Annotated in this window: 22 protein-coding genes; 17 read left to right on the forward strand and 5 right to left on the reverse strand. The window is 66.4% G+C overall.

All coding sequences use genetic code 11. From position 1 onward, the window contains the following. Positions 1-73: 73 nt before the first annotated feature. The 10 genes from G5A46_RS09105 (at position 74) to G5A46_RS09150 (ending at position 9,716) form a co-directional block, all read left to right on the forward strand. Positions 74-907 (forward strand): GntR family transcriptional regulator, encoded by an 834-nt coding sequence (locus G5A46_RS09105; RefSeq protein WP_163849098.1) that lies wholly within the window; start codon positions 74-76, stop codon positions 905-907. Position 908: 1 nt separating this feature from the next. Continuing rightward, the gene (locus G5A46_RS09110) at positions 909-2,072 is read left to right on the forward strand and encodes an acyl-CoA dehydrogenase family protein (protein ID WP_163849099.1); all 1,164 of its coding nucleotides are present in this window, start codon (positions 909-911) and stop codon (positions 2,070-2,072) included. A gap of 15 nt (positions 2,073-2,087) precedes the next feature. Continuing rightward, the gene (locus G5A46_RS09115; protein WP_163849100.1) at positions 2,088-3,215 is read left to right on the forward strand and encodes an NADPH:quinone oxidoreductase family protein; all 1,128 of its coding nucleotides are present in this window, start codon (positions 2,088-2,090) and stop codon (positions 3,213-3,215) included. Between the two features lie 338 nt (positions 3,216-3,553). Continuing rightward, entirely contained in the window at positions 3,554-4,390 is an 837-nt protein-coding gene (locus G5A46_RS09120; protein WP_163849101.1) for an IclR family transcriptional regulator, read from the forward strand. Next, positions 4,387-5,145 (forward strand): ABC transporter permease, encoded by a 759-nt coding sequence (locus G5A46_RS09125; RefSeq protein ID WP_163849102.1) that lies wholly within the window; start codon positions 4,387-4,389, stop codon positions 5,143-5,145. The genes G5A46_RS09120 and G5A46_RS09125 overlap by 4 nt, the downstream gene beginning before the upstream one ends. A 49-nt stretch (positions 5,146-5,194) precedes the next feature. Continuing rightward, on the forward strand, positions 5,195-6,199 hold the full coding sequence (locus G5A46_RS09130) for an ABC transporter substrate-binding protein (RefSeq protein WP_204318718.1): 1,005 nt from the start codon (positions 5,195-5,197) through the stop codon (positions 6,197-6,199). Between the two features lie 137 nt (positions 6,200-6,336). Next, positions 6,337-7,176 (forward strand): ABC transporter permease, encoded by an 840-nt coding sequence (locus tag G5A46_RS09135; RefSeq protein ID WP_163849103.1) that lies wholly within the window; start codon positions 6,337-6,339, stop codon positions 7,174-7,176. A gap of 28 nt (positions 7,177-7,204) precedes the next feature. Continuing rightward, positions 7,205-8,047: an ABC transporter ATP-binding protein gene (locus G5A46_RS09140; protein WP_163849104.1), complete on the forward strand. Its 843-nt coding sequence runs from the start codon at positions 7,205-7,207 to the stop codon at positions 8,045-8,047. A gap of 8 nt (positions 8,048-8,055) precedes the next feature. Continuing rightward, the gene (locus G5A46_RS09145; protein ID WP_163849105.1) at positions 8,056-8,868 is read left to right on the forward strand and encodes a sugar phosphate isomerase/epimerase family protein; all 813 of its coding nucleotides are present in this window, start codon (positions 8,056-8,058) and stop codon (positions 8,866-8,868) included. Continuing rightward, positions 8,865-9,716: a shikimate dehydrogenase family protein gene (locus G5A46_RS09150; protein ID WP_163849106.1), complete on the forward strand. Its 852-nt coding sequence runs from the start codon at positions 8,865-8,867 to the stop codon at positions 9,714-9,716. Before G5A46_RS09145 ends, G5A46_RS09150 begins: the two co-directional genes overlap by 4 nt. Before the next feature lie 329 nt (positions 9,717-10,045). Here G5A46_RS09150 and G5A46_RS09155 read toward each other — a convergent pair whose 3' ends face one another. Further along, positions 10,046-10,855, reverse strand: a complete 810-nt coding sequence (locus tag G5A46_RS09155; protein WP_163849107.1) for a shikimate dehydrogenase family protein — start codon at positions 10,853-10,855, stop codon at positions 10,046-10,048. Beyond that, complete coding sequence (locus G5A46_RS09160; protein ID WP_163849108.1) at positions 10,843-12,822, reverse strand: FG-GAP repeat domain-containing protein; 1,980 nt, start codon at positions 12,820-12,822, stop codon at positions 10,843-10,845. Before G5A46_RS09160 ends, G5A46_RS09155 begins: the two co-directional genes overlap by 13 nt. Positions 12,823-12,903: 81 nt before the next feature. On the opposite strand from G5A46_RS09160, the gene G5A46_RS09165 reads away from it, so the two are divergent. Beyond that, complete coding sequence (locus tag G5A46_RS09165; protein ID WP_163849109.1) at positions 12,904-13,833, forward strand: dihydrodipicolinate synthase family protein; 930 nt, start codon at positions 12,904-12,906, stop codon at positions 13,831-13,833. Positions 13,834-13,968: 135 nt separating this feature from the next. Here the strand turns inward: G5A46_RS09165 and G5A46_RS09170 are convergent, their stop codons facing one another. Next, the gene (locus G5A46_RS09170; protein ID WP_163849110.1) at positions 13,969-15,765 is read right to left on the reverse strand and encodes an IlvD/Edd family dehydratase; all 1,797 of its coding nucleotides are present in this window, start codon (positions 15,763-15,765) and stop codon (positions 13,969-13,971) included. Positions 15,766-16,041: 276 nt separating this feature from the next. Between G5A46_RS09170 and G5A46_RS09175 the strand changes: the two genes are divergently transcribed. From G5A46_RS09175 to G5A46_RS09185, 3 genes are all read left to right on the forward strand, one after another. Next, positions 16,042-17,031, forward strand: a complete 990-nt coding sequence (locus tag G5A46_RS09175; protein WP_163849111.1) for a TRAP transporter substrate-binding protein — start codon at positions 16,042-16,044, stop codon at positions 17,029-17,031. Positions 17,032-17,173: 142 nt separating this feature from the next. Further along, positions 17,174-17,716 (forward strand): TRAP transporter small permease, encoded by a 543-nt coding sequence (locus G5A46_RS09180; protein WP_163849112.1) that lies wholly within the window; start codon positions 17,174-17,176, stop codon positions 17,714-17,716. Between the two features lies 1 nt (position 17,717). Then, a complete protein-coding gene (locus G5A46_RS09185; protein ID WP_163849113.1) occupies positions 17,718-18,998 on the forward strand; it encodes a TRAP transporter large permease in 1,281 nt (426 codons plus the stop codon). Positions 18,999-19,155: 157 nt separating this feature from the next. Here the strand turns inward: G5A46_RS09185 and G5A46_RS09190 are convergent, their stop codons facing one another. After that, complete coding sequence (locus tag G5A46_RS09190) at positions 19,156-19,902, reverse strand: SDR family NAD(P)-dependent oxidoreductase (RefSeq protein ID WP_163849114.1); 747 nt, start codon at positions 19,900-19,902, stop codon at positions 19,156-19,158. Positions 19,903-20,226: 324 nt separating this feature from the next. Here G5A46_RS09190 and G5A46_RS09195 point away from each other — a divergent pair, with 324 nt between their 5' ends. From G5A46_RS09195 to G5A46_RS09205, 3 genes are all read left to right on the forward strand, one after another. Next, a complete protein-coding gene (locus G5A46_RS09195; RefSeq protein ID WP_163849115.1) occupies positions 20,227-20,943 on the forward strand; it encodes a ribonuclease activity regulator RraA in 717 nt (238 codons plus the stop codon). Further along, on the forward strand, positions 20,940-21,665 hold the full coding sequence (locus G5A46_RS09200; RefSeq protein ID WP_163849116.1) for a FadR/GntR family transcriptional regulator: 726 nt from the start codon (positions 20,940-20,942) through the stop codon (positions 21,663-21,665). The genes G5A46_RS09195 and G5A46_RS09200 overlap by 4 nt, the downstream gene beginning before the upstream one ends. Positions 21,666-21,810: 145 nt before the next feature. After that, positions 21,811-22,797: a sugar kinase gene (locus tag G5A46_RS09205; protein WP_163849117.1), complete on the forward strand. Its 987-nt coding sequence runs from the start codon at positions 21,811-21,813 to the stop codon at positions 22,795-22,797. Positions 22,798-22,801: 4 nt separating this feature from the next. Here the strand turns inward: G5A46_RS09205 and G5A46_RS09210 are convergent, their stop codons facing one another. Further along, positions 22,802-23,461, reverse strand: coding sequence for a DsbA family oxidoreductase (locus tag G5A46_RS09210; RefSeq protein WP_163849118.1), 660 nt, complete (start codon positions 23,459-23,461; stop codon positions 22,802-22,804). Between the last annotated feature and the right edge of the window lie 33 nt (positions 23,462-23,494).

A 23,494-nucleotide genomic window follows, 5' to 3' on the forward strand; every position in this document is an offset into this window, starting at 1 on the left:
CCTGTCCGCAGGGCCTCTTCAACAGCGGATCGCGGCGCGCCGATCCGGGGCATGACAGGAAAGGGCAGTCGCGATGTCAGACACACCAGACGATCCGCGAGAGGGCGGGGCCAAGGGTCGGCTGAAACCGGGCGACGGGATTCCGCTGTACCTGAAGCTGGCCAGCCTGTTTCGCGACCAGATCGCCATCGGCGCCTGGCCGGTGGGCACACAGATCGGCACCCTGCCGGAATTGCAGGCGCAATACGGCGTGGCGCGGGCCACGGTGCAGCAAGCGGTGCGGCTGCTCAGCGACGAGGGGCTGCTGTCCAGCGCGCGCGGGCGCGGCACCTTTGTCACCGCCGCCCGTCCCGCTCGCCCGCAGGAGGAAAAGCCGGCCTACGACCTGCTGGATCTTGATCCCCGGTTCTCCATCGACATCCTGTCGCGCGGGCCGGCCGACAGCTGCCAGGACCTGGCCAAGCCGTTGCCCGACAGCGAGCGCCCCTTTGTCCATATCCGCAAACGGCACCTGATGCAGGGCCAACCCTATTCTCTGGTGGATCTCTACATTCCCGCCGCCATCTACGACCAGCTTCCGGCAGAGGATCAGGACACCCGGCGTCTTTATGCCCAGCTGATCCGTGATCACACCGGAGTCACCCGGCTGGAGGGGCACCAGACCGTGACCATCGCGTTGGCCACGCACGAGCATTCCGGGCTGCTGGACGTGTCCTTTGCCGCGCCGCTGGCCCGGATCGATTCGATGCTGGTGACGGGAGAGGGGCGGCAGGTGCTGGCCCACCGCGCCTTCATCCGGGCGGACCTGTTCGTCGCCCACCGCCGCACCGGCGATATCCTCAGCGCCGATCCCCTGGAATGGCGCCCCACCGCACCGCAACGCCCCGACGGGCCGGAGGACAGCTGACATGACCCTGCACCTGACCGAAGATCAGCGCGCCATCCGCGACGCGGTGGCCCGGATCTGCGCCGAATTCGACGACGGCTACTGGCTGGATCGCGATACCGATGGCGCCTTTCCCGACGCCTTTGCCCGCCGCATCGCCGAAGGCGGCTGGTTCGGCACCTGCATGCCCGAGGCCTATGGCGGTGCCGGGCTGGGCCTTTACGAGGCCGCGCTGGTGATGCGCGAGATCGGCCGCCTGGGCGCGGCGGCGGTGTCGTCGGTACATATCAATATCTTCGGCCTGCAACCGGTGGTCGGCTTCGGCACCGATGCGCAGAAGGCACGGATGCTGCCGCCGTTGATCGCCGGCGACCACCGGGCATGTTTCGGGGTCACCGAACCCGATGCCGGGCTGGACACCACCGCCATCACCACCCGTGCCCGTCCGGTGGCGGGCGGCGGCTATGTGGTGAACGGGCGCAAGATCTGGACCTCCACGGCGCAAAGCGCCGATCACATCCTGCTGGTCACCCGCACCACCCCGCGAGAGGAGGCCGCGCGCCCCACCGATGGGCTGACGGTGTTCTACACCCCCCTCGACCGGGACCGGATCGAGGTTCGGGAGATCGCCAAGATGGCCCGCAAGGCCGTGGATTCGAACGCCATCTTCATTGATGACCTGGAGGTGCCCGAGGACGACCGTATCGGCGATGAGGGGCAGGGGTTTCGCGTGTTGCTGCACGGGCTGAATGCCGAACGCATCCTGGTTGCCGCCGGTGCCCTGGGCGCGGCTGAGGCGGCGCTGGACAAGGCCGCCGGCTACGCCCGCGAGCGGGAGGTCTTTGGCCGGCCCATCGGCAAGAACCAGGCGATCCAGCACCCACTGGCCGATATCTGGATGCGCCTGCGCGCGGCCGAGCTGGTCACCTTCAACGCCGCCAGTCTGTTCGACGCTGGTACCCCCTGCGGGTTGGAGGCGAATTCGGCGCGCTACCTGGCCGGGCATGTCGCCTATGACGCGGCCTTTCGCGCGGTGCGGGTGCATGGCGGGCTGGGCTTTGCCCGCGAATACCATGTCGAACGCTATTTCCGCGAAAGCGTCCTGAATTTCATCGCGCCGGTCAGCGAAGAGCTGATCCTGTCCCACGTCGCCGAAAAGGCGCTGGACCTGCCCAAATCCTATTGATCCGAAAGGCCCTCAATGACTCTTGCCCCCACCCTTCCCGATGGTCGCCAGATCGTCGTCACCGAATTCGCCGACGATCCCGCCCAGGCGATCGAGACGGGCCTCGACCTGCGGGTTCAGCCAGCGCCCCGGCCCGAAGATCTGGGCCCGAACGAGGCGCTGCTGGAAATCCGCAGCGCGGCGCTGTCCTGGGTCGATCTGCTGATGACCAGCGGCCAGTACCAGCACATGCCGAAACCGCCCTATGTGCCGGGGATGGAATATGCCGGTGTGGTGCGGGCCGTGGGCCCCGACGTGGCGGCGGACCGCTGCGCGGTCGGGGATCGGATGCTGGTGGATTCCATGCATGTGGGGCCGCGATCGCATGGCGATTACCAGGCCGCCGGGGGGCTGGCCAGCTACGCGGTGGTATCCGCCGACCTGCTGCTGCCGATCCCCGGCGATCTGGATTTCGACCAGGCGGCGGTGCTGTTGCAGGCCTACGAAACCGCCTATCACTGCCTTGTGGCGCGGGCCAACCTGCAACCGGGGGAGACGATCCTGATCAACGGCGCCACCGGCCTGACCGGGCTGGCCGCGGTCGAGATGGCGCGGATGCTGGGCGCCACGGTGATCGCCACGGGCCGGTCGGCGGAAAAGCTGAAGAAGGTGGAGGAGGTCGGCGCCCACCACGTCGTCACCGTGTTGGACAAGGCCGGACAGGTCCGCCGGTTCCGCGACGACGTGAAGGCCCTGACCGGCGGGCGCGGGGTGGATGTGGTCTATGACGCCGTGGGCGGGGACATCTCGTTGGAAAGCCTGCGCTGCACCGCCTTCAACGCCCGGTTCCTGATCGTGGGCTGGACCTCCACCCCCGATGTCGCGCGGGGCAGGGGGCAGCGTGGCGCGCCCAATGCCAACCACCTGCCGACGAACATCATCCAGATGAAAAGCCTGATCGTCATGGGCTGCCCCTCTGCCATTGCGGTGGCAAAAGATCCCTCCATCCGGCCCGAACGGCTGGCCCGGATCCTGCAATGGGCGGGGGAGGGGAAGATCAGGCCGCAGATCTCGCACCTTTACGTGATGGACGAATTCCGCGACGCCTTTCGCGCCCGCTGGAACGGGGAGGTGACAGGCGGCTGCGTGCTGCGCATGGGGTAGCGGCGCCCGACCCGTGGCAGGAAACGACAGCAGGCCCCCGGGCCTGCTGTTTGCGTTTGGGCGGGGCGTGCCGGCAAGAGGAAGGCGTGCCGGCAAGGAACCGGGGGAGGTCCGGCCACGGGCGGAAGCCGTGGCGGGCCGGAAGGGGACCGGCGTGCAGGTCGGCGGCGGGCGCAACAGCGGCACGACTTTTCCTTGCGCTTCGGCGTGGCGGGCGGGAGGGTCACGGCCATCCCCGGTGCGCGGGTCTCGTATTCGATCCGTCTCCTGGTGAAATTAGAAATACATTCCAATTTGGAAGGTTGTGCCATAAACTGGCCGGAAGAGGAGAATCGCCCGTGACCGTCACTGCCGTGTCCCGTTGTCTGAACCTGTTGGAGATCCTCGCCGGAGAGCGCGAGGCGATGGAGCTTTCAGAGCTGGCCACGCGGCTGGAGATCCCGGCCAGCGCCGCGCATCGGCTGGTCACCACGCTGGCCGACCAGGGCTGGGTGCGGCAGGATGCGCATAGCCAGAAATACGCCCTGTCGTTGCGCATGTCGGTGCTGGCCTTTCGCAACCTCGACGGGCGCAACGTGCCCGACGTGGTGCAGTCCGCGCTGACCCGTCTGGCGGGAGAGACACGGGAATATTGCCGGCTTGCCATCCTGGAGGGTGAAGACCTGGTCTGGGTCGCCCGCGCCCAGGGCGCCGTGACCGGCCTGCGCTACGACCCCGACATGGGCCAGGAAATCGTCCTGCATGCCACCGCCAACGGCAAGGCCTGGCTGGCCACCCTGTCCGAGGAAGAGGCGCTGAAGATTGTCTATTCGCGTGGCTTCAAGGCCAACCGGGAACTGGGCCCCAACAGCGCCCGCAACGTGGATGAACTGCGCGCCCTGCTGCGGCAAACGCGGGAGCAGGGGTTCGGCTCCTCGGTGGAAGAGGCAGAAGCGGGCACCGCCGCGCTGGCCGTGCCGTTCCGCACCGGGCCAGAGCCGGATGCGCCGGTCGCCGGCACCGTGTCCATCGCCGGGCCGCTGCTGCGCATTCGCGAAAGCCGTTGGCCCGAACTGGTTACAGAGTTGCACGCCACCGCCGCCGAACTGGCCCAGATCTGGCCGCTCAGGGCGCGCCAGCGCGACGTGCCGGATTATGCCTCCATCGCCCGCAACAACGTGAGAGTCCAGAAATGACCGGCCTGTCCCGACTTCGCCGCGTGGCCGAACCTGCCCTGTGGTTCGCCGGCTTGCTGATCCTGTGGCAGGTCGGCGTCCGGCTGTCGGATGTGCCGATCTTTGTCCTGCCCGCACCCACCGATTTCCTGGCCGTCATCGTGCAGGAGGCCGACCGGCTGGCCTATCACGGCATGATCACGACCAAGCTGATCCTGATCGGCTTTGTCGCCGGGGCGGTGCCCGGGGTCATCCTGGCCTACCTGATCGCCAAATCGCGATTGGCGGAGCAGATCCTCTATCCCATCGTGATCTTCATCCAGGGCCTGCCCAAGGTTACACTGGCCCCGCTGATGCTGGTCTGGTTCGGCTTCTCCGACCTGCCCAAGGTGCTGCTGACGGCGCTGATCACCTTCTTTCCGGTACTGGTGGACAGCGTGACAGGGTTTCGCTCCATTGATCCGCGCCAATATTACCTCAGCCGATCGGTCGGCGCCTCCTGGTGGCAGACGTTCCGCCTGTTTGAACTGCCTTCGGCCGCGCCCAGCATCTTCTCGGGATTGCAGATCACCATCGTGATCGCCGTCACCGTGGTGATCGTGGTCGAATGGCTGAATTCGCAAAACGGTCTGGGCTACCTCGTGCTGCGCGCGATGGACAGCCAGAACACACCGCTGATCTTTGCCGTGCTCGTCATCGGGTCGCTGATCGGGGTGATCCTGAGTTTCGGGATGTCGTTGCTGGAACGCATCCTGTTGCCGTGGCGACGGTTCTGAGGGGCTGCCAACGCGAATTGACCAAGACCAGCATTCTGGGAGGAAACACATGACAAATTTCGGGACTTTCATCACCGCATCCACGATCTCGTTGGCTGCGCTTGTCGCGGCGCAGGGGGCCATGGCGGCAGACAAACTGACCGTTCAGCTGAACTGGACGGCGGATTCCGCGCATCTCGGCTTTGCCGTCGCGCAGGAGGACGGCATCTATGCCGAGCATGACCTTGAGGTCACCCTGGTCGAGGGGCGCGGTTCCTCTGTCGCGGCGCAGCTGGTCGCCACCGGCCAGGTCGATCTGGGCTATGCCGATACCGGCGCCACGCTGAACGTCGCCGCCAAGGGCGCGCCGATCAAGATCATCTCCACCATCTGGAAATCCGGCCAGTTCGGTATCCAGTCCCTGGCGGAGTCGGGGATTTCCGCGCCCGCCGACCTGGTGGGCAAGAAACTGGCCGTTTCCCCCGGTTCGGCCATGCTGCCGCTGATCCCGGTGTTCCTGAAGGCCAACGATATCTCCGAGGACGACGTGGAAATCGTCAGCGCCTCGGAATCCGCGTTTCTGGGGCTGCTGACCTCGGGCCAGGTCGATGCGGTATCGCAGACGCCCGAGAACATCGTGGTGCCTCTGGCCGCCCAGGGGATCGACGCGGACAACATGTATTTCTACGACAATGGCGTCCCCATCGCGAGCCTGAGCCTGGTCGCCCGCGAAGACATGATCGCGGAAAAAGGCGACGTGTTGGCCCGCTTCATCGCCGCGACGGCCGAGGGCTGGCAGAAGGCCATGGACGATCCCGACGACGCGATCGCCGACCTGCTGAAGGTCTTCCCCGAAACGGAAAATTCGGAGGCCTCCCTGAAACAGGCGTCCGTCTACAGCTTTGCCTCCGTCTGTCCGGGCGGCACGGGCGACACTATCGGCGTCACCCCACCGGAGACCTGGGAAGAGATGTTTTCCGTCATGACCACGGCGATGGAAATGCCGTCGGAAAAGCCGGTGACGACCTATTACACCAACGATCTGGTGCCGGATGAACCCGTGAGCTGCCCGTAACTCATGGGTTCGGACGGGGCCGCCCTGGCGCGGCCTCGTCCATGATACGGGGCGCCGATGACGCGGTGCCTGCAACGCAGCGTCCGACACCGGACGCGACGCGACAAGACACGACAAGACGAGGCAAGGGCGGTTTCATGCAAGGTACGCGCGATCATTCCACGGCGCCCATGGGGCGGGCCGCGCCCGGTTCTGCGGTGCTGGCGCTGTCGCGGTTGCGCGGGTCGGTCTTCGGGTCGCTGCTGATCGGCGCCCTGGCCATCGCCGCGCTGCTGGCCCTGTGGGAGGCGCTGGCCACCTGGTACGAGGTGCCGACCTGGCTGGTGCCGAAACCGACGGATTTCCTGGGCCGGCTGGTGGCGGATTGGCAGATGATCGGCGGGCATGCGCTGGCGACCTCCCTCACCATCGTGGAGGGGTTCGCCCTGGGCGTGATCGTCGCCGTACCGCTGGCGCTGGCCATCGTATCGGTCGGCGCGCTGGAACGTGGGCTGTATCCGGTCATCGTGTTCCTGAACATCATGCCCAAGACGGTGATTGGCCCGATCCTGATCATCTGGTTCGGCATCGGCCCGCTGGTGGCGGCGCTGATCGTGTTCCTGATGTGTTTTTTCCCCGTTCTGGTGGACGCCATGGCGGGGTTCCGGTCGGTGGATCCGCGGCTGTTCTACATCTCCCGCTCCATGGGCGCCTCGCAATGGCAGAGCTTTTGGAAATTCCGCCTGCCCTCGGCCATGCCGGCGATCTTCTCGGGGATGAAGATCGGCGTGGTCAAGGCCGTGGAGGGCGTGATCATCGCGGAGTTCATCGCGTCGAACAAAGGGCTGGGGTTCATGATCATGCAGGGCACCAGTTTCATGGACATGTCGCTGACCTTTGCCGGGCTGATTGCCGCGGCGCTGGTGGCGTTGGTGTTCAACGGTACCATGGCCCTGGTCGAACGCCGGATGATGCCGTGGAAACAGGGCGCGCATTGATCGCGCCAATCGCAGGAGGACAGGCCGCATGGCAGAGTTGAATCAATCCACGCAGGCCCCGCGCAACGCCCTGGGCGGGACCGGCGGGGGCGGCACCGGCGCCTCCATCCGGGCCGAAGCGATCACCAAGATCTACGGGGAGGACGGGCCCCATCCGTTCCATGCCCTGGGCCCCATCGATCTGGACGTGAAGCCGGGCGAATTCGTCAGCCTCATCGGCCCTTCGGGCTGCGGCAAAAGCACGACACTGCTGCTGGCCTCAGGGCTGGAGCCGGCCAGCGCCGGGATGATATCCGTCGACGGGCAACCGCTGACGCGCCCGATTTCCGAAGTCGGGATCGTGTTCCAGGACCATCTGCTGCTGGATTTCCGCACGGCGTTGCAGAATGTCATGCTGCAACAGGAGATCCGCAAGCTGGACCACGGCGCCCTGCGCGACCGGGCCGATGCGCTGTTCGACCGCTTGGGGATCAAGGGCAGCGAGGCCAAGTACCCGCGCCAGCTGTCGGGCGGGATGCGGCAACGGGTCTCCATCGCGCGGGCGCTGGTGCATGATCCCTCCATGCTGCTGATGGACGAACCCTTCGGCGCGCTGGACGCGATCACTCGCACGCAGATCCGCCACGATCTGGAAATGCTGTGGCTGGAAACTCGCAAGACGGTCCTGTTCATCACCCATTCCATCGAGGAGGCGGTCGGCCTGTCGGACCGCGTTCTGGTGATGTCGCAAAGCCCCGGCACCATCGTCGAGGAGATCAGGATCGACCTGCCGCGCCCACGCCCCGCGCATCTGGGCGAATATCCCGAATTCTCGCGCTATGCCGAACAGATCTACCAGATCTTCATGAAGCTCGGCGTCTACAAGTTCTGAGGATGCGCATGTCAGACGTCGTGATCAACCACGCCACCGTGCGGGAGCGGGCCGATATGCTGGCCTTTCTCGATCTCTGCGCCCAACGCGGCCTGACCGAAGTGTCGATCTGGGGCAACGAGATCGACCGTGTGGGCGAAGAGGCGGCGCTGGCCGCGCTGGCGCGCCATGACATGCGCGTCGCAGGCTATAACCGCATCGGTCCCTTTACCGCCGACGGCCTGTCGCGCGCAGAGGCGGAACTGGCCCGCGCCGCGCGGTTCGGCGCCGATCACGTCTTCGTCTTCACTGGCGGTCTGGCGCGGCGGGGCGAAACCCTCGCCGAAGCCCGCGACCGGGCAGAGGCGGTGATCGCCGACCTGCTGGACATGGCGCGCGCCGCCGGTGTCACCCTGGCGCTGGAGCCGCTGCACCCCATGCTGATGGGTGACCGCACCATGATTGCCAGCCTGACCCATGCCAATGACCTGTGTGACCGGCTGGGCGCGGGAATCGGTGTGGTGATCGACGTGCATCACCTGTGGTGGGACGACCGCCTGCCCGCCGAAATCGCCCGCGCGGGTCGGGCCGGGCGGATCCTGGGGTTCCACGTCAACGACTGGCTGGTGCCCACTCGCCACCTGCTGACGGATCGGGGCATGATGGGCGACGGGGTGATCGACCTGCCCGGCATCGCGGCCATGATGCGCGCGGCAGGCTACAACGGTCCGGTGGAGGTGGAGATCTTCTCGGCCGATTGGTGGGCCCGTGATCCGGGCGAAGTCATGGACACCGCGTTGGCGCGCTGCGCCCGCATCTTCGGCGCGGGGCGTGGCGCATGAGTGCGCCCTTGCTGATCCCCAACCTGTCCGGGGCCGCACGGATATATGCCGTCTGGGGCGATCCCGTTGCGCAGGTGCAGACACCGCGCCTGATCAACCCGCTGTTCGCTGCGGCGGATGCCGGGATCTGGGCGGTGCCCTTTCACGTCACGCCGGGCGGGTTCGACGCCGCCTGGGACGTCTTCCGCGCCATCGACAATGTCGCCGGCATCGGCGTGACGGTCCCGCACAAGGTCGCCGCCGCGCGGCGCTGCGATACGCTCAGTGACGAGGCGCGCGCGGTGGGGGCGGTGAATTCCATCCAGCGCGGGGCGGATGGGCGGATGCACGGCGCGCTGTTCGACGGGCGTGGCTTTGTCCTGGGGCTGGGCGTCGGGCAGGCCCGGCTGGCGGGCGCACGGGTGCTGATGGTCGGCGCGGGCGGCGCGGGGCGCGCCATTGCCCACGCGCTGGCCGGGGAGGGGATTGCCATGCTGGGGCTGATGGATCCTGACCCCGCAGCGGTGGCATTCACTGCTGAAATGGTGGCGCAGGCGACCGGCAGGCCGTTGGCCCAGGCAGAGGATGGCGCGCGCGGGTACGATGGCTATGACGTGATCATCAATGCTTCTCCCATTGGGATGAAGGGCGACGCGGTGTTTCCTGTGCCGCCGGGCGCCCTGCGCCCGGACATGCTGATCGCCGACATCGCCGCCCTGGAGGGGGACACCGCGCTGCTGCGCGCGGCGCGGGCGGCGGGCGCGCGGGTGTCGGACGGCAACGACATGTTGCAGGCCCAGATCGCGTTGATCGCAGGCTTTGCTACGGGTCAACCTGCGGGCCGGCCCATGATGACAGGGCAGGGGTAGGACACGGGGAAAGCCGGGGCGGAACGCCGCGATTCTGCGCATTGCCGATGCTGCTGGCCCCAGGCCGGTTGCGATGCGGGGAAATCCGCGCCGCTGTTGATTGGCGGCTCTGACTGTCGGGAGGCTTCGTCGCAGGGCCGCTTTCGACGTCGCATTTGACCCCGGTCCGGGGTTGGTTGCGTGGGAGGTGGGCGCGCGTATCCGGTCATATGCCTGCCGCCCTGAGATGTCGTTCCGGGATACATGGCGTTTGGCGCCGCGCGGTCCCGCGCCTGCCCACGGTTGCCGCGAATGGCCCAGCGCAACCGGTGCGGCAGGCCAGGCAACCGTCAGCGCGCGCGCGCCCCCGCCGCCAGATGTTCGGCGATCAACCCGACTTGCCCGGTGATCATGTGCAGGCCCGAATGCACCGCCACCCCCCGCGCCTGCGCGGCTGTCAGCAGGGGCGTGATCTCGGGCTGGGCGATGACCTCCGCCATGGTCATACCGGGGGTCAGGCAGGCCGGATCCAGCGGCAGCGCATCGGTGTCGCGCAACCCAAGAGATGTCGCATTCACCACCAGCGCATCGGCCACCGGTGCGGCGGTTCCGGCCCGCAACAGGGTTTTGCCCAGATCCGCATTGACCCGATCGGCAAGTGCCTGCGCCCGCGACAGCGTGCGATTGGTCACCACGATCTCCGCCGCGCCGGCCTCTGCCAGGGCCAGCGCGATGGCCATGGCCGCGCCGCCCGCGCCGATCAGGTGGCAGGGCCTGCCCGCCACATGGATCTCTGCGGCCTGCAAGCCGCGCACGAAGCCCGCGCCGTCGAAATTGTACCCCTTGAACCGGCCGTCGGCCTCGCGCCGGACCACGTTCACCGCACCGACGCGCCGGGCGACCAGATCGACCTCGTCGCACAGGTCCAGCGCGGCGGTTTTGTGCGGCAGGGTGATGCCGAACCCCACGAGGTTCGGCATCGCCTTCAGCCCGGCCCAACAGGTCGCCAGCGCATCGGCGGGAACATGCAGCGGCACGCAGACGATATCTGCGCCCATGGCGGCGTAGATCGGGTTGATCGCCTCGGGCGTGCGGGCCTGAGCGATGGGGTCACCGATCACGCCCATCAGGCGGGTGGTGCCCCGGATCACGATGTCCATGTCAGATCCTCCCGCTTCAGCCAGACCAGGCTGCCGTCCTCTACCCCGACGATCAGGTCCAGCGCCCCGCGTCCGGCCCAATCCACCGCCTCCGGGGCGGCGACATGCATGGCCATGGCGATGACCTGCCCCTTGTGCGCCATCGGCACCGGCAGGGCAAAGCGGGGCGCGTCGGGCGTGCCGACGTTGCGGGCGTAGAACAGCCCGGCCTGTCCGGTGGTGTTGCGCGGCGCGCCGGTTGCGGGATCGTCAGGCACGCAGGCGCGGGCATGGGTGCCGAAGATCAGGTCCATCCGGCCTGTCCCCTCCCAATCGCACAGGCAAAGCTTTACCCGGCCACGGCCCCCGCCGACATCCACGGTGAACCGGATCTCGCGGCCGTCCTCCCAGTGCAGCCGGCGCGGCGCGGTCAGTTCGGTGTCGGAGGCGCGGGTCCAGTCGGTCAACACGCCCTCGGCATCCAGTGCGACGTAGTGGAGCGGCCCGCCTGCCTGCCAATCCGTCACTGCCGGGCGTACCCGCCAGACGGTTTGCAGCGGCGTGCCCTCGCAGGTCAGCCGTTCGGCTGCGGCAAAGCGCGGTGGCACCATGTCACCGCCCAGATTACGATACAGGCGGTGCTGGCCGGTGACGTCCGAAACCAGCAGGTCGCCGCGCCCGGTGCCGGTCCAATCCGCCACCGTCGGGCAGGAATAGCCGAACATTTTCTCCGACGGTCCCTGGATCGAGCCGGTCAGCCCGGCGGCAATGCGGATCGGCACGCCATCTGCGGTCAGCATCGCCTCCACGCCCAGGTCGCGGGGGTCGTCGACACCGCGGTTGGGGTAGAACAGCAGCTCGCCGGTGGAATTGCCGACCACCAGGTCCGGGCGGCCATTGCCGGTGAAATCATGCGCCGCCGGGCTGGGCAGCACCCCGGCATGGATCAGCGGGGCGGTGGTCTGCACGCGCCCGGCATGTTCGAACCGGGGCAGCCCGTCGGCGCCGGTGCCACAATTGCGCAGATAGGTGACATAGCCGTCCTCTGCCCCGACCAGAATATCCAGCCGCCCGTCGCCGTTCCAGTCGGTGACGCAGGGCAGATGGATGCATTGGTCCAGTTCCAGCACCGCATCGTCGGGGGTCTGGACCAGGCGGTCCTGTTCGAAGGTGCCGTCGGGCCTTTGCCGGGCGATATGCAGGATGTTCCAGAATTCGCCTGCGATCACGCTGGTCTCGCCGGGGGTGAAATCGCCAAAGGCCGGGGCCAGCTGGCCATAGACCTCCAGCGGGGTTTCGCCCGCGATCAGCGCGCGGCCTTTTTCCAGCACCGGTGCGGCAGGGGTTCCGACGTTTTTGAACGCATAGAGAAACCCGCGCAGCGGCCCGCCCATCCAGCGCCCGACGGCATCGTGGCCGCGATAACCCGCGTCGTTCCATTCCCGGCCGTTGGGCCAGTATTCGTCCCAATGGTCGCTGCCGACGATCAGTTCCGCCACGCCGCAGCCATCGATGTCATGGAACCGGGCCATGTGGAAATATTCGTTGCCGCGCACCCAGTCGGCGTCCAGTTCCAACACCACGGGATCGCCGAATTCCGGCGCGCCCCGGCTGCCGATATTGGGGAACAGGTAGATTTCGCGCCGCATCCGGGAGGCGGAGACAAGGTGAAAGACATCCCCGTCCGGCACGGCGGTGACATAGCCGCGCACGCCCTCGATACAGGTTTCCGGGCCCAGGATCGGGGTGCCGTCGGGATGGCTGCCGATCTCGCGCCGCAAGAAGACCTTGCCGTCATAACAGGGATCCCAGGCCGACAGCAGCAGATCGCGTCCGCCCGTGCCCGCCCAATCGACGACGTCGACGCAGGTGATGATCCGTCCGGCCACCGCCGCCGATGCCACGTCGGGGTGATAGCGCAATGCCTCTGCCCCGTAGTCCGGCCCGTGCCAGACGGTTGCATCGTCCTCCCATCTTTTGACGCTCACGCGAGAAATCTCCTTGGTTCCGGTGTTTCTGGAATGCTATTCTAAATTCAAACATGATTACAAATCCATCGGAAAGCGCATATGACCCAGAGAACCGACGGCATCGTCCCCGTGATGTTGACCCCCATGACCGACGACAACTCCATCGACTGGGCCGGGCTGGAGCGATTGGTGGAATGGTATATCGCCCAGGGTGCCGACACGCTGTTCGCGGTCTGCCAATCCAGCGAGATGCAGCACCTGACCCTGGCGGAACGGACAGAGCTGGGGCGCCGCACCGTGGAGCTGGCCGCCGGGCGGGTGGGCGTGATCGGGTCGGGCCATATCTCGGACGCGCGCGACGATCAGCGCGAAGAATTGATGGCGATGGCCGATTGCGGGTTCGACGCGCTGGTGCTGGTGACCAACCACCTGGATCCGTCCCATGCCGGTGCCGCCGCGCTGCGCCAGGGGGTGACGGACGTTCTGGGCTGGGTGCCGGGCGATCTGCCGCTGGGGTTGTATGAATGCCCCGCGCCATTCCGCCGCCTGCTGAGCGATGACGAATTCGCATTCTGCCGTGACACCGGCCGGTTCGTCACGCTGAAGGACGTGTCCTGTGACCTGCCTACCGTGGCCCGCCGGGTGAAGCTGGCTGAAGGGTCGGACCTGTCGGTGGTCAATGCCAATGCCGCCATCGCGGCGGCCGCGATGCGGGCGGGATCGGCGGGGTTTGCCGGGGTCTTCACCAATTTTCACCCCGATCTCTACGCCTGGCTCTACCGCAACCGGGACCTGGACAGCCCGCTGCGGCAGCGGCTGGAAACCTTCCTTGCGTTGGCCGCGATGGCCGAGCCGATGGGCTATCCCGGGCTGGCAAAGCTGTATCATCAGCGGCTGGGTACCTTTGCCTCCGCCCATTCGCGGGTGATCGACTACGATCTGGACGACCGGCATTGGGGCGTCCTGCCGCTGCTGGATCACATCATGAGGGGCACCGAAACCTTCCGCGCCGAAATCGCGGCGGGTTGACGGTCGCGCCTGCCGCCGCCGGGGCCGGGCCCGGCGGCGGGGCAGCGTAGGGGCATCCCGACATTCCCGTCTTGAAGCGCCCGTTTCCCATCTCCCGGCTCCTATTTTCCCGGCTCCGCTTCCAGGCCCTGCCGCTCAGTGATTGTCGCGTGGCGTGAACTTGCGGGCGATTTCGCGGTATTGATCGGCGTCGCGCAGGGTCATGCCGCGGTCGAAGGGCTGCACCAGATCGCGGAAATATCGCTGCCAGGGGGATTGGCTTTCGGGGACCGGGAATCCGCCTTCGGTCAGAAGCTGCTCGGCGCGGCGGGCCAGCTCCTCCGGCGGGACCAGCATGTCGGCGCTGCCGGTGCGCAGATCGATGCGGATCCGGTCGCCGGTACGCAACAGGGCCAGCCCGCCACCCTCTGCCGCTTCCGGCGCGGCGTTCAGGATGGAGGGCGAGCCCGAGGTGCCCGATTGCCGCCCGTCGCCGATACAGGGCAGGGCGGTGATGCCGCGTTTCAACAGTTCGGCGGGGGGGCGCATGTTCACCACCTCCGCCCCGCCGGGGTAGCCCTTGGGCCCGGTGCCGCGCATGACCAGGATGCACTCCGCGTCGATCCCCTGGTCGGGGTCGTCGATGCGGGCGTGGTAATCCTCCACCCCGTCAAAGACGATGGCCCGCCCTTCGAACGCATCGGGATCTGCGGGATCGGATAGATAGCGGGCGCGGAATTCGGCGCTGATGACCGAGGTCTTCATCAAGGCGCTGTCGAACAGGTTGCCGCGCAGGTTCAGGAACCCCGCCGCCGCGACCAGCGGATCGGAGGCGGGGCGGATCACCTGTGCGTTGCTGCTGTGCCGCCCCGCGCAATTGTCGGCAAGTGTCCGGCCATTTGCGGTGAGCACGTCGGGATGAGGCAGCAACCCGGCCTCCAGCAGGTGGCTGATGACGGCGGGCACGCCGCCCGCGCGGTGATAATCCTCACCCAGATAGGTGCCGGCGGGTTGCAGGTTCACCAGAAGCGGCACCTGATGGCCCAGCTTTTGCCAATCGTCATTGTCCAGCGGCACGCCCAGATGCCGGGCGATGGCATTCAGGTGGATGGGCGCGTTGGTCGATCCGCCGATGGCCGAATTCACCACGATCGCGTTTTCGAATGCCGCGCGGGTCATGATTCGGGCCGGGGTCAGATCTTCCCAGACCATGTCGACGATGCGCTGCCCGGTTTCGTAGCTGATCTGCCCCCGTTCGCGATAGGGCGCGGGGATGGCGGCGGCGCCGGGCAGTTGCATCCCCAAAGCCTCGGCCAGGGAATTCATCGTGCTGGCGGTGCCCATGGTGTTGCAATACCCGACCGAAGGTGCGGAGGCGGCGGCGATCTCCATGAAGTCGTCATCCGTGATCTCGCCCGCCGCCAGCCGTTCGCGGGCTTTCCAGATGACGGTGCCCGAGCCGGCGCGGGCGCCCTCATGCCAGCCATTCAGCATGGGGCCGACCGACAGCGCCAGCGCCGGGATGCCGACGGTGGCCGCCGCCATCAGCAGGGCCGGGGTCGTCTTGTCACAGCCGATGGTCAGCACGACGCCGTCAATCGGATAACCGAACAGCGCCTCCACCAGGCCCAGATAGGCCAGGTTGCGATCCAGCAGGGCGGTGGGCCGTTTGCCGGTTTCCTGGATCGGATGCACCGGCACCTCCATCGGGGTGCCGCCCGCCGCGATGATGCCGTCGCGCACCCGCTTGGCCAACTCAAGATGATGGCGGTTGCAGGGCGACAGGTCGCTGCCGGTCTGGGCGATGGCGATGATCGGCTTGCCCGCCTGCAATTCCGCGCGGGTCAGCCCGTAGTTGAGATACCGCTCCAGGTAGAGCGCGGTCATCTCCGGGTTGTCCGGGTTCATGAACCACTTCCGAGAGCGAAGGTCCTGGGGGTGGATACGGGTCACTTGGGTCTCCTTTCGGGGCGCAGCGGCGGCGGCGGTCTGGGCAGAGTCTGCCTGATCGCGGGGGCGGACGTCCAACTTTTTACAAGATTTCCGGCGGTTTCCCGTCGGGACGAAGCGCGGTCCACCCCAGGGCTGGATGCCTAAGTCTTTGCCCTTCTTTGGAAATATGCCTCGTGGCGCGGGATTTTTGTCATAATGTGTAGGGTTCGAAGTGAATTATTGTAATTATTTGTAAACTCGTCTATCCCTTCCCTTGCCAACTTGTGGGAGGAACACATGTCAAATCGGATCACCAAATCCATCGCGGTCGCGGCCCTTGCGGCGATTTCCACCGTGTCTGCCAGCGCCATGGCCTTGGCGGCGGAATGGCGCGGCTGGAACATTCACGTTCAGGATTACCCCGTCTCGCACGGGATGCAGGCCTTTGCCGACGAACTGGCCGACAAGACCGGGGGGGAGATCACGGCCAAGCTGTTTCACGGCGGGGTTCTGGGCTCGCAGCCCGATGCGATCGAACAGGTGCGGCTGGGCGCCATCGACTTCGGCGTCTTCAGCCTGGGCCCGATGGGGCAGGTCGTGCCGGAGGCCAATGTCGTCTCCCTGCCGTTCATCTTCAAATCCGTCCCCGATATGTATCGCCTGATGGACGGAGAGGCCGGCGCCGCCCTGAACGCGGGGCTGGAGGCCAAGGGCATCATCGCCCTGGGATATTACGATGCGGGCGCGCGCAGCTTCTACAATTCGCATAAGCCGATTTCGACGCCTGATGACGTCAAGGGGATGAAGGTCCGCGTGATGAACAACGACCTGTTCGTCGGCATGATCGAATCCATGGGGGGCAACGCCACGCCGATGGCCTTTGCCGAGGTCTATCAATCGCTGAAGACCGGCGTCGTGGACGGGGCGGAGAACAACCCGCCGTCCTACGAATCCACCAACCATTTCGAGGTCGCGCCTTACTATTCCCTGTCTCAGCACCTGATCATCCCCGAATGCCTGTGCATGTCGAAACGGACCTGGGACAAGCTGTCGGCGGAAGAGCAGGAGATCGTCCGCACCGCCGGCCGCAACAGCACCGAGCTGCAGCGCGAGCTGTGGCAGGAACGCGAGGCGGCCTCCATGCAGGTGGTGCGTGACGCGGGCGTCGAGGTGAACGAGGTCGCGGACAAGGCTGCGTTCCAGGCCGCGATGGACCCGGTCTACGAGGAATTCCTGGCGGCCAATCCCGACCTGGCCGACATGGTGGAGCTGTTCCGCGCCGATTGAGGCGCGACAGTATTCGCAGGCCGATTGTCCGCGCCCCTGATCCTGTCAGGGGCGCGGATGGCCGGGATCCGGCGCAGGCTTAGCAGGCAGGCGGATGGTCCGGGCGACGGCAGGACATTCCAACATCGGGGGGAACGGCATGATGGGCCAAGGCAGAGACGCGGCAACATTGCATTGGGCGCACAGGGCGCAGGACGGGCTGGCCCGGCTGTGCATCTTCGTGACGGCGGTGGCGCTGGTGACATTGGTGGCGACTTTCGGCTGGCTGGTGTTCGGGCGCTACGTGCTGAACGTGACACCCACCTGGGTCGAGCAGCTGGCGCTGCTGCTGGTGTGCTACATCACCTTTTTGGGTGCCGGGGTGGGGATGCATGAACAGACCCACCTGGGCGTGACCGTGTTCCGGGACATGCTGCCCCGGCGGCCGCGCAAGGTGGCGCTGCTGGTGATCGACGTGATTCTGGCGCTGTTCGGCCTGTGCATGTTGCTGACCAGCCTGCAATTGTTCCGCTTTGGCTGGGACACGCTGCTGCCGATGCTGGATATCCCCGAAAGCTTCCGAACCCTGTCCGCCGTGCTGTGCGGCGGGCTGATCCTGGTGTTCTGCGGGCTGCGCGCGATGCTGCGTCTGTCGGACATGGTCCGCGGCACCAACCTTGTAATCGAGCGGGAAGAAGACATCTGACATGGGGCTTGCACTACTTCTGGGCGTATTCGCCGCAACCGTGGTCCTGGGTGTGCCGGTGGCCTTTGCCATGGGCATCTCGGCGCTGGCGGCCTTCTGGTACGAAGGCTTCCCGATCCTGATCACCTTTCAACGCGCCGTTTCCGGCGTGTCGGTCTTCTCGCTGCTGGCGATCCCCTTCTTCGTCTTTGCGGGCGAATTGATGCTGCATGGCGGCATCGCGATCCGGCTGGTGCGGTTCGCGCAGGCGCTGGTGGGGCATGTGCGGGGCGGTCTGGCCTCGGTCAACATCTTCTCCTCCATGTTGTTCGGCGGCATCTCCGGCTCGGCCATCGCCGATATCTCTGCTCTGGGCTCCCTGCTGATCCCGGTGATGAAGGAACGCGGCTACCGGCCCGATTACGCGGTCAACGTGACGGTGACCTCCTCCATCGCGGGGATCGTCATCCCGCCCAGTCACAACATGATCATCTTCGCCGTGGCGGCGGGGGGCGGCATCTCGATATCCAAGCTGTTCCTGGCCGGGGTCGTGCCGGGGCTGCTGATGTGTGCCTGCCTGGCGACGGCGGCCTATGTCATTGCGCTGAAGCACAAGTACCCGGCGGAACCCTTCCCCGGCTGGGCCGCGGTGGGGCGGTCGGCGGTGGCCGCCGTGCCGGGGCTGATCACGGCGGTGATCATTGTGGGCGGTGTGCTGTCTGGCGTGTTCACGGTGACGGAATCCGGCGCCTTCGGGGCGATCTACGCGCTGCTTCTGACGGCGATCTGCTACCGCACCCTGTCCTGGCCGGCTTTTGTGCTGTCGGTGACATCGGCTGTGCGGACCACGGCGATGGTGATGATTCTCATCGCCTTTGCCAGCTCCTTTGCCTATCTGTTGGCGCTGTACCAGGTGCCGGACAGGCTGGGTGCGCTGCTGATCGGCGTGTCGGAGAACAAATACGTCATCCTGTTGATGATCAATCTGATCCTGCTGATGCTGGGGATGATCATGGACATGGCGGCGCTGATCCTGATCTGCACCCCGATCTTCCTGCCGATCGCCAAAGGGCTGGGCATGGATCCGACGCAGTTCGGCATCATGATGCTGATCAACCTGGGCCTGGGGCTGTGCACGCCGCCGGTGGGGACTTGCCTGTTCGTCGGCTGTGCCGTGGGCAAGATCCGGATCGAGCAGGCCTTGCGCACGATCTGGCCCTTCTACCTGGCGTTGTTGCTGGCACTGATCCTGATCACCTATGTCCCGGCCTTCTCCCTGTGGCTGCCCTCTCTCCTGGGGTAGGGGGTCGAGGCCGATGGCAGACGGGCCGTTCCTCCGGGGGCGGCCCGTTCGCCCCTGACGCGCCGGGCGACGTCTTCCGCAAAAGAGGGACGCCGCGTCACAAGAAAGGGCGGCCCCCGAAGGGACCGCCCGACTGGCGCGAGATCAGCCCGAGGGATCAAGAGAACAGCACACCGCCGTTGATGTCCACGTTCGCGCCGGTGATGAAGGACGCATCGGGCGAGGCCAGGAAAACGGCGGCACGGGCAACCTCTTCGGAGCGGCCCTCACGCTTCAGCGGGGTGATGCCGGCGACGTGCTGGCGCACCGCGTCCTTGGTGAAGATGTTATGAAAATCCGTGTCGATCATGCCGGGGCACAGCGCGTTGACGCGGATGTCCGGGCCCAGCTCCTTGGCCAGGCCACGCGTCAGCGTCATCAGCGCACCCTTGGAGGCGCCATAGGCCGCCGCCCCCGGTCCGCCGCCGTCCCGCCCGGCCTGCGAGGCGATGGAGACGATGCTGGATCCCGCGCCCATGTGCGGCAGGCATTCACGCGCAATCAGGACAAAAGACGTCAGGTTCACATCCATCACCGCGTTCCAGTGATCCAGCGTCATTTCCGCCAGCGGAACCCGTGCCAGCAATCCGCCGGTGACATGCAGCAAGCTGTCCACCCGGCCCCATTCCGCGACAGTACGGGCGACCAGGGCCTTGACGTCGTCTTCCCGGGTGAGGTCGCCTTGCAGGGCGAAGGCATCGCCGCCGGCGGCCTTGATCTCGGCCACTGCGCTGTCGGCGCCGGCGGCGCTGGCGTGGTAATTGATCGCGACGCGGGCGCCCTGGGCCGCCAGCTCCATCACGCAGGCCCGTCCGATATCCCGCCCGCCACCGGTGACAACGGCAATTTTATCTTGGAACTTCATTGCTTTCTCCTGTTTTTGCATGGGCACTGACGCGGCCCGGCGCCGTGCGACCTGCGGTCCTGTTGCAGGAGTGGTAGCCAAGGGCGCCCTCGGATTCAATGCAAATATTTACAAATAAATCGCAAAGATTACAAATTTTCACCCAGGCCGACCACCGCTTATTCCGCCACGGGCGCTGCGCGGTCAGCCGGTGGCGGCCCGGCTTTCCGGCTTCAAGATATGGAAAATTACAACATTTGACAAATTGTGCGCCGCGACCTAAGCAAGAGCCAGCACCACCGGCACAGGGCTCTGGCGATGCGAAGGTATTGGAAAGGCGGCGTGATGACGGAACTCAGCCAGGCAACCCGGGACAAGTTGATGGGGGTCAGTACCGCCACGCTGACCACCGCCTTGTTCAAGCGCGGCTTTCGCAACATCTACCTTCAGGGCATCCACCGGCTGAACCCCGGTGCGAATATGGTCGGCTATGCCTACACCCTGCGTTACATCCCCGCGCGCGAAGACCTGGACGGGCTGGAGTCCTTTGCCGACCGCGAGAACCCGCAGCGCAAGGGGGTGGAGGAATGTCCCCCCGGCGCGGTCTTCGTCATCGACTCGCGGCAGGATGCCTCCGCTGCGTCGGCGGGCTGCATCCTGGCCACACGGCTGCAGACCTTGGGCTGCCAGGGGATCGTCACCGATGGCGGGTTCCGCGATACGCCGGAGATTTCGGGCCTGGCGATGCCGGCCTATCACAACCGGCCCAGCGCCCCGACCAACCTGACCAAACATCATGCCGTGGCGATCAACGACCCCATCGCCTGCGGCGGCGTGTCGGTGTTTCCCGGCGACGTCATCGTCGGCGATGACGAAGGCGTGGTCTGCATTCCCGCCCATCTGGCAGACCGTGTCGCGGATGAAGCGATTGAAATGACAGTGTTTGAAGATTTTGTTATGGAGATGGTCCAGAATGGTGCATCGACCTTCGGCCTATATCCGCCGACCGATCCGCAATCAAAGGACAAGTTCGCCGCGTGGAGACAAGCAAACCGAAGATGACCTCGCCCAAGACCTCTCCCGTGCGGCGATCCTCGCGGGATCGGACCCTGTCGGACCAGGTTTATGAACGGATTCTCGGCATGATCGTCGAAGGGCGCATTCCCGTCGGGGAAAAACTGCCGACCGAACATGTTCTCAGCGATCAATTGCAGGTGTCGCGCCCGGTGTTGCGGCAGGCGCTGAAGCAGCTGCGCGAGGACGGGGTGATCGTGTCGCGGCAGGGCTCCGGCTCCTATGTGCAGCGCCGCCCGGACGAGGCGATCCTGGATTTCGCACCGGTGGGATCCATCGCCGACATCCAGCGGACCTTCGAATTCCGCGCCGCGATCGAGGGGGAGGCGGCGCTGATCGCCGCGACCCGCCGCACGGACAAGGACCTGGCCCATATCCGTGCCGCCCTGGAGGAGCTAGACCGCTGTGTTCGGGAAGGTGAGTTGGGCGTCGATGCGGACGAGGCCTTTCACGTCGCGATCTGCATGGCCTCGGACAACAAGTACTTCCTGGCGGCCCGGCGGTCGATGAAACCAAATATCCTGACCGGGATGAACCTGACGCGGAACCTGTCCCTGACCAAGCCGCAGGAGCGGCTGGAACTGGTGCAGAAGGAGCATTACGCGATCTACGACGCCATCCTGGCCGGCGATCCGGTCGCCGCGCGGGCCACCATGCGCATCCACGTCGAGAACGCCCGCAACCGGGTGTTCGAAGGCGCGGAGCTCTAGGGGCGGGGCGGTCTGTCGGTGTCTGGCCGAGGGTCGGGAAAATTTGTAATAATTCGTAATGTGGCCGGGTGGCGCGGGGCGGGATCGCCGGCCTGTGGCCACGCTCGGGACATCAGGGAACAGAACGGCAAGGACGGGGGCGCGCATGAACTCTTTTCTCGGCATCGGCGAATGCATGGTCGAATTGTCCCCAACGGCGCCGGGCCGGTTGGACCAGGGCTTTGCCGGGGATGTGCTGAATACGCTATGGTACGCCCGCGCGCACCTGCCGGCTGCGCGGGAGGTCGGGTTTCACTCCGGCTTTGGCAGCGATCCGCTGTCGCTCGGGATGAAGGCGTTCATCGGCGCAGCCGGGATCGCCTGCGACCCGTCTCCCACCATCGCTGAGCGTCTGCCCGGCCTCTACATGATCCATCTGGACGGGGCCGAACGCAGCTTCAGCTATTGGCGGGACATGTCCGCCGCGCGGATGCTGATGCGGGAGGCAGACCTGTTGTGGCAGCGTGTCGCGGGGGCAGAGATGGTGTTCCTGTCGGGGATCACCCTGGCGATCCTGCCGCCCGAGGATTGCGCCGCCCTGCTGGACGGGCTGCGCCGCCACCTGCGCCCCGGCGCGCGCATCGCCTTTGATCCCAACATCCGGCCCCGGCTATGGCCTGATCACCAGCGGATGTTGCGGGTGATCGAACAGGCGGCGGCGCTGTCGGATATCGTGCTGCCCAGCTTCGAGGACGAACATGGGTGGTTCGGCGATCCCACGCCAGAGGCGACGCTGCGGCGCTATCATGCGCTTGGCGCCGGGCAGGTGGTGGTGAAGAACGGGGCGGAGCCGACGCTGACGCTGGGCGCACAGGGCATCACGCGGCACCCGGTACCGCCTGTGGCCGGGCTGGTCGATACGACGGCGGCGGGCGATTCCTTCAACGGGGCCTACCTGGCCTGCCTGCTGCGCGGTGCGCCCGAGGCGGAGGCCGTCGCCGCCGCGCAGCATTGCGCCGGCCAGGTGGTCAGCCGCCGCGGCGCACTGATCCCGTTCGATCAACTGGGACAGGGGGCCGCGACCGCTCCAGGCGAACCGGCTGCCCGGCGCGATGCGACAGCCCCGGCCCCACGCCCGCGCCCGGCGTCCTAGCTGCTCAGGCGTCGGCCTTGGCCTTTTCCTTGCTCAGATGCTCCAGCACGCGGGTGTAGTTCTCCACTCCCTGTGCACCGGTCACCAGGTGCTGGCTGTCGAACACGACCGACGGCACGCTGCGCACGCCCTGGCGGGTCCAGAACGCTTCGTGTTCGCGCACCGTCTCGGCAAAGCGGGCGTCTTCGAGAACGGCCAGCGCCTCCGCCCGGTCCAGCCCGGTTTCGCCTGCCACATCGGCCAGTACCTGTGGGTCCGACAGGTTGCGCTGGTGGGTGAAATGGGCGGCGAACAGCGCCTGTTTCAGCTCGTGCCGCCGCCCCTGTTCGCCGGCCCAATGCAGCAGTTGATGGGTGGCAAAGGTGTTGTGCATCCGCATGTCCGCGCCCATGGCGAATTCGAAGTCCAACTCGGCCCCCATGGCGGCCATCTGGGCGCGGTTCTGCGCCGACTGCTCGGGGGTGGCGCCGTATTTCTCGGCGATATGCTCACGCATGTTCTGGCCTTCGGCGGGCATTTCGGGGTTCAGTTCGAACGGGTGCCAGTGGATTTCGTGCGGGGTGCCGGTGGCCTCCAGCGCCCGGGCCAGCTGGCGGTAGCCGATGATGCACCAGGGGCACATCACGTCGGAGATGATGTCGATACGAAGCGGGGTGTCGGTCATGATGTTCCTTTCCGGGTTGCCTACAGATGTAAG

The sequence above is a fragment of the Pseudooceanicola aestuarii genome, assembly GCF_010614805.1.
GTDB classification, from domain to species: domain Bacteria; phylum Pseudomonadota; class Alphaproteobacteria; order Rhodobacterales; family Rhodobacteraceae; genus Pseudooceanicola; species Pseudooceanicola aestuarii.

What these genes read in the sequence shown, in the direction of transcription:
- G5A46_RS09105 (WP_163849098.1), top strand. Translation starts at nt 74, where the DNA reads ATGTCAGACACACCAGACGATCCGCGAGAGGGCGGGGCCAAGGGTCGG.
- G5A46_RS09110 (WP_163849099.1), top strand. Translation starts at nt 909, where the DNA reads ATGACCCTGCACCTGACCGAAGATCAGCGCGCCATCCGCGACGCGGTG.
- G5A46_RS09115 (WP_163849100.1), top strand. Translation starts at nt 2,088, where the DNA reads ATGACTCTTGCCCCCACCCTTCCCGATGGTCGCCAGATCGTCGTCACC.
- G5A46_RS09125 (WP_163849102.1), top strand. Translation starts at nt 4,387, where the DNA reads ATGACCGGCCTGTCCCGACTTCGCCGCGTGGCCGAACCTGCCCTGTGG.
- G5A46_RS09130 (WP_204318718.1), top strand. Translation starts at nt 5,195, where the DNA reads ATGACAAATTTCGGGACTTTCATCACCGCATCCACGATCTCGTTGGCT.
- G5A46_RS09135 (WP_163849103.1), top strand. Translation starts at nt 6,337, where the DNA reads ATGCAAGGTACGCGCGATCATTCCACGGCGCCCATGGGGCGGGCCGCG.
- G5A46_RS09140 (WP_163849104.1), top strand. Translation starts at nt 7,205, where the DNA reads ATGGCAGAGTTGAATCAATCCACGCAGGCCCCGCGCAACGCCCTGGGC.
- G5A46_RS09145 (WP_163849105.1), top strand. Translation starts at nt 8,056, where the DNA reads ATGTCAGACGTCGTGATCAACCACGCCACCGTGCGGGAGCGGGCCGAT.
- G5A46_RS09150 (WP_163849106.1), top strand. Translation starts at nt 8,865, where the DNA reads ATGAGTGCGCCCTTGCTGATCCCCAACCTGTCCGGGGCCGCACGGATA.
- G5A46_RS09155 (WP_163849107.1), bottom strand. Translation starts at nt 10,855, where the DNA reads ATGGACATCGTGATCCGGGGCACCACCCGCCTGATGGGCGTGATCGGT.
- G5A46_RS09165 (WP_163849109.1), top strand. Translation starts at nt 12,904, where the DNA reads ATGACCCAGAGAACCGACGGCATCGTCCCCGTGATGTTGACCCCCATG.
- G5A46_RS09175 (WP_163849111.1), top strand. Translation starts at nt 16,042, where the DNA reads ATGTCAAATCGGATCACCAAATCCATCGCGGTCGCGGCCCTTGCGGCG.
- G5A46_RS09180 (WP_163849112.1), top strand. Translation starts at nt 17,174, where the DNA reads ATGGGCCAAGGCAGAGACGCGGCAACATTGCATTGGGCGCACAGGGCG.
- G5A46_RS09185 (WP_163849113.1), top strand. Translation starts at nt 17,718, where the DNA reads ATGGGGCTTGCACTACTTCTGGGCGTATTCGCCGCAACCGTGGTCCTG.
- G5A46_RS09190 (WP_163849114.1), bottom strand. Translation starts at nt 19,902, where the DNA reads ATGAAGTTCCAAGATAAAATTGCCGTTGTCACCGGTGGCGGGCGGGAT.
- G5A46_RS09195 (WP_163849115.1), top strand. Translation starts at nt 20,227, where the DNA reads ATGACGGAACTCAGCCAGGCAACCCGGGACAAGTTGATGGGGGTCAGT.
- G5A46_RS09200 (WP_163849116.1), top strand. Translation starts at nt 20,940, where the DNA reads ATGACCTCGCCCAAGACCTCTCCCGTGCGGCGATCCTCGCGGGATCGG.
- G5A46_RS09205 (WP_163849117.1), top strand. Translation starts at nt 21,811, where the DNA reads ATGAACTCTTTTCTCGGCATCGGCGAATGCATGGTCGAATTGTCCCCA.
- G5A46_RS09210 (WP_163849118.1), bottom strand. Translation starts at nt 23,461, where the DNA reads ATGACCGACACCCCGCTTCGTATCGACATCATCTCCGACGTGATGTGC.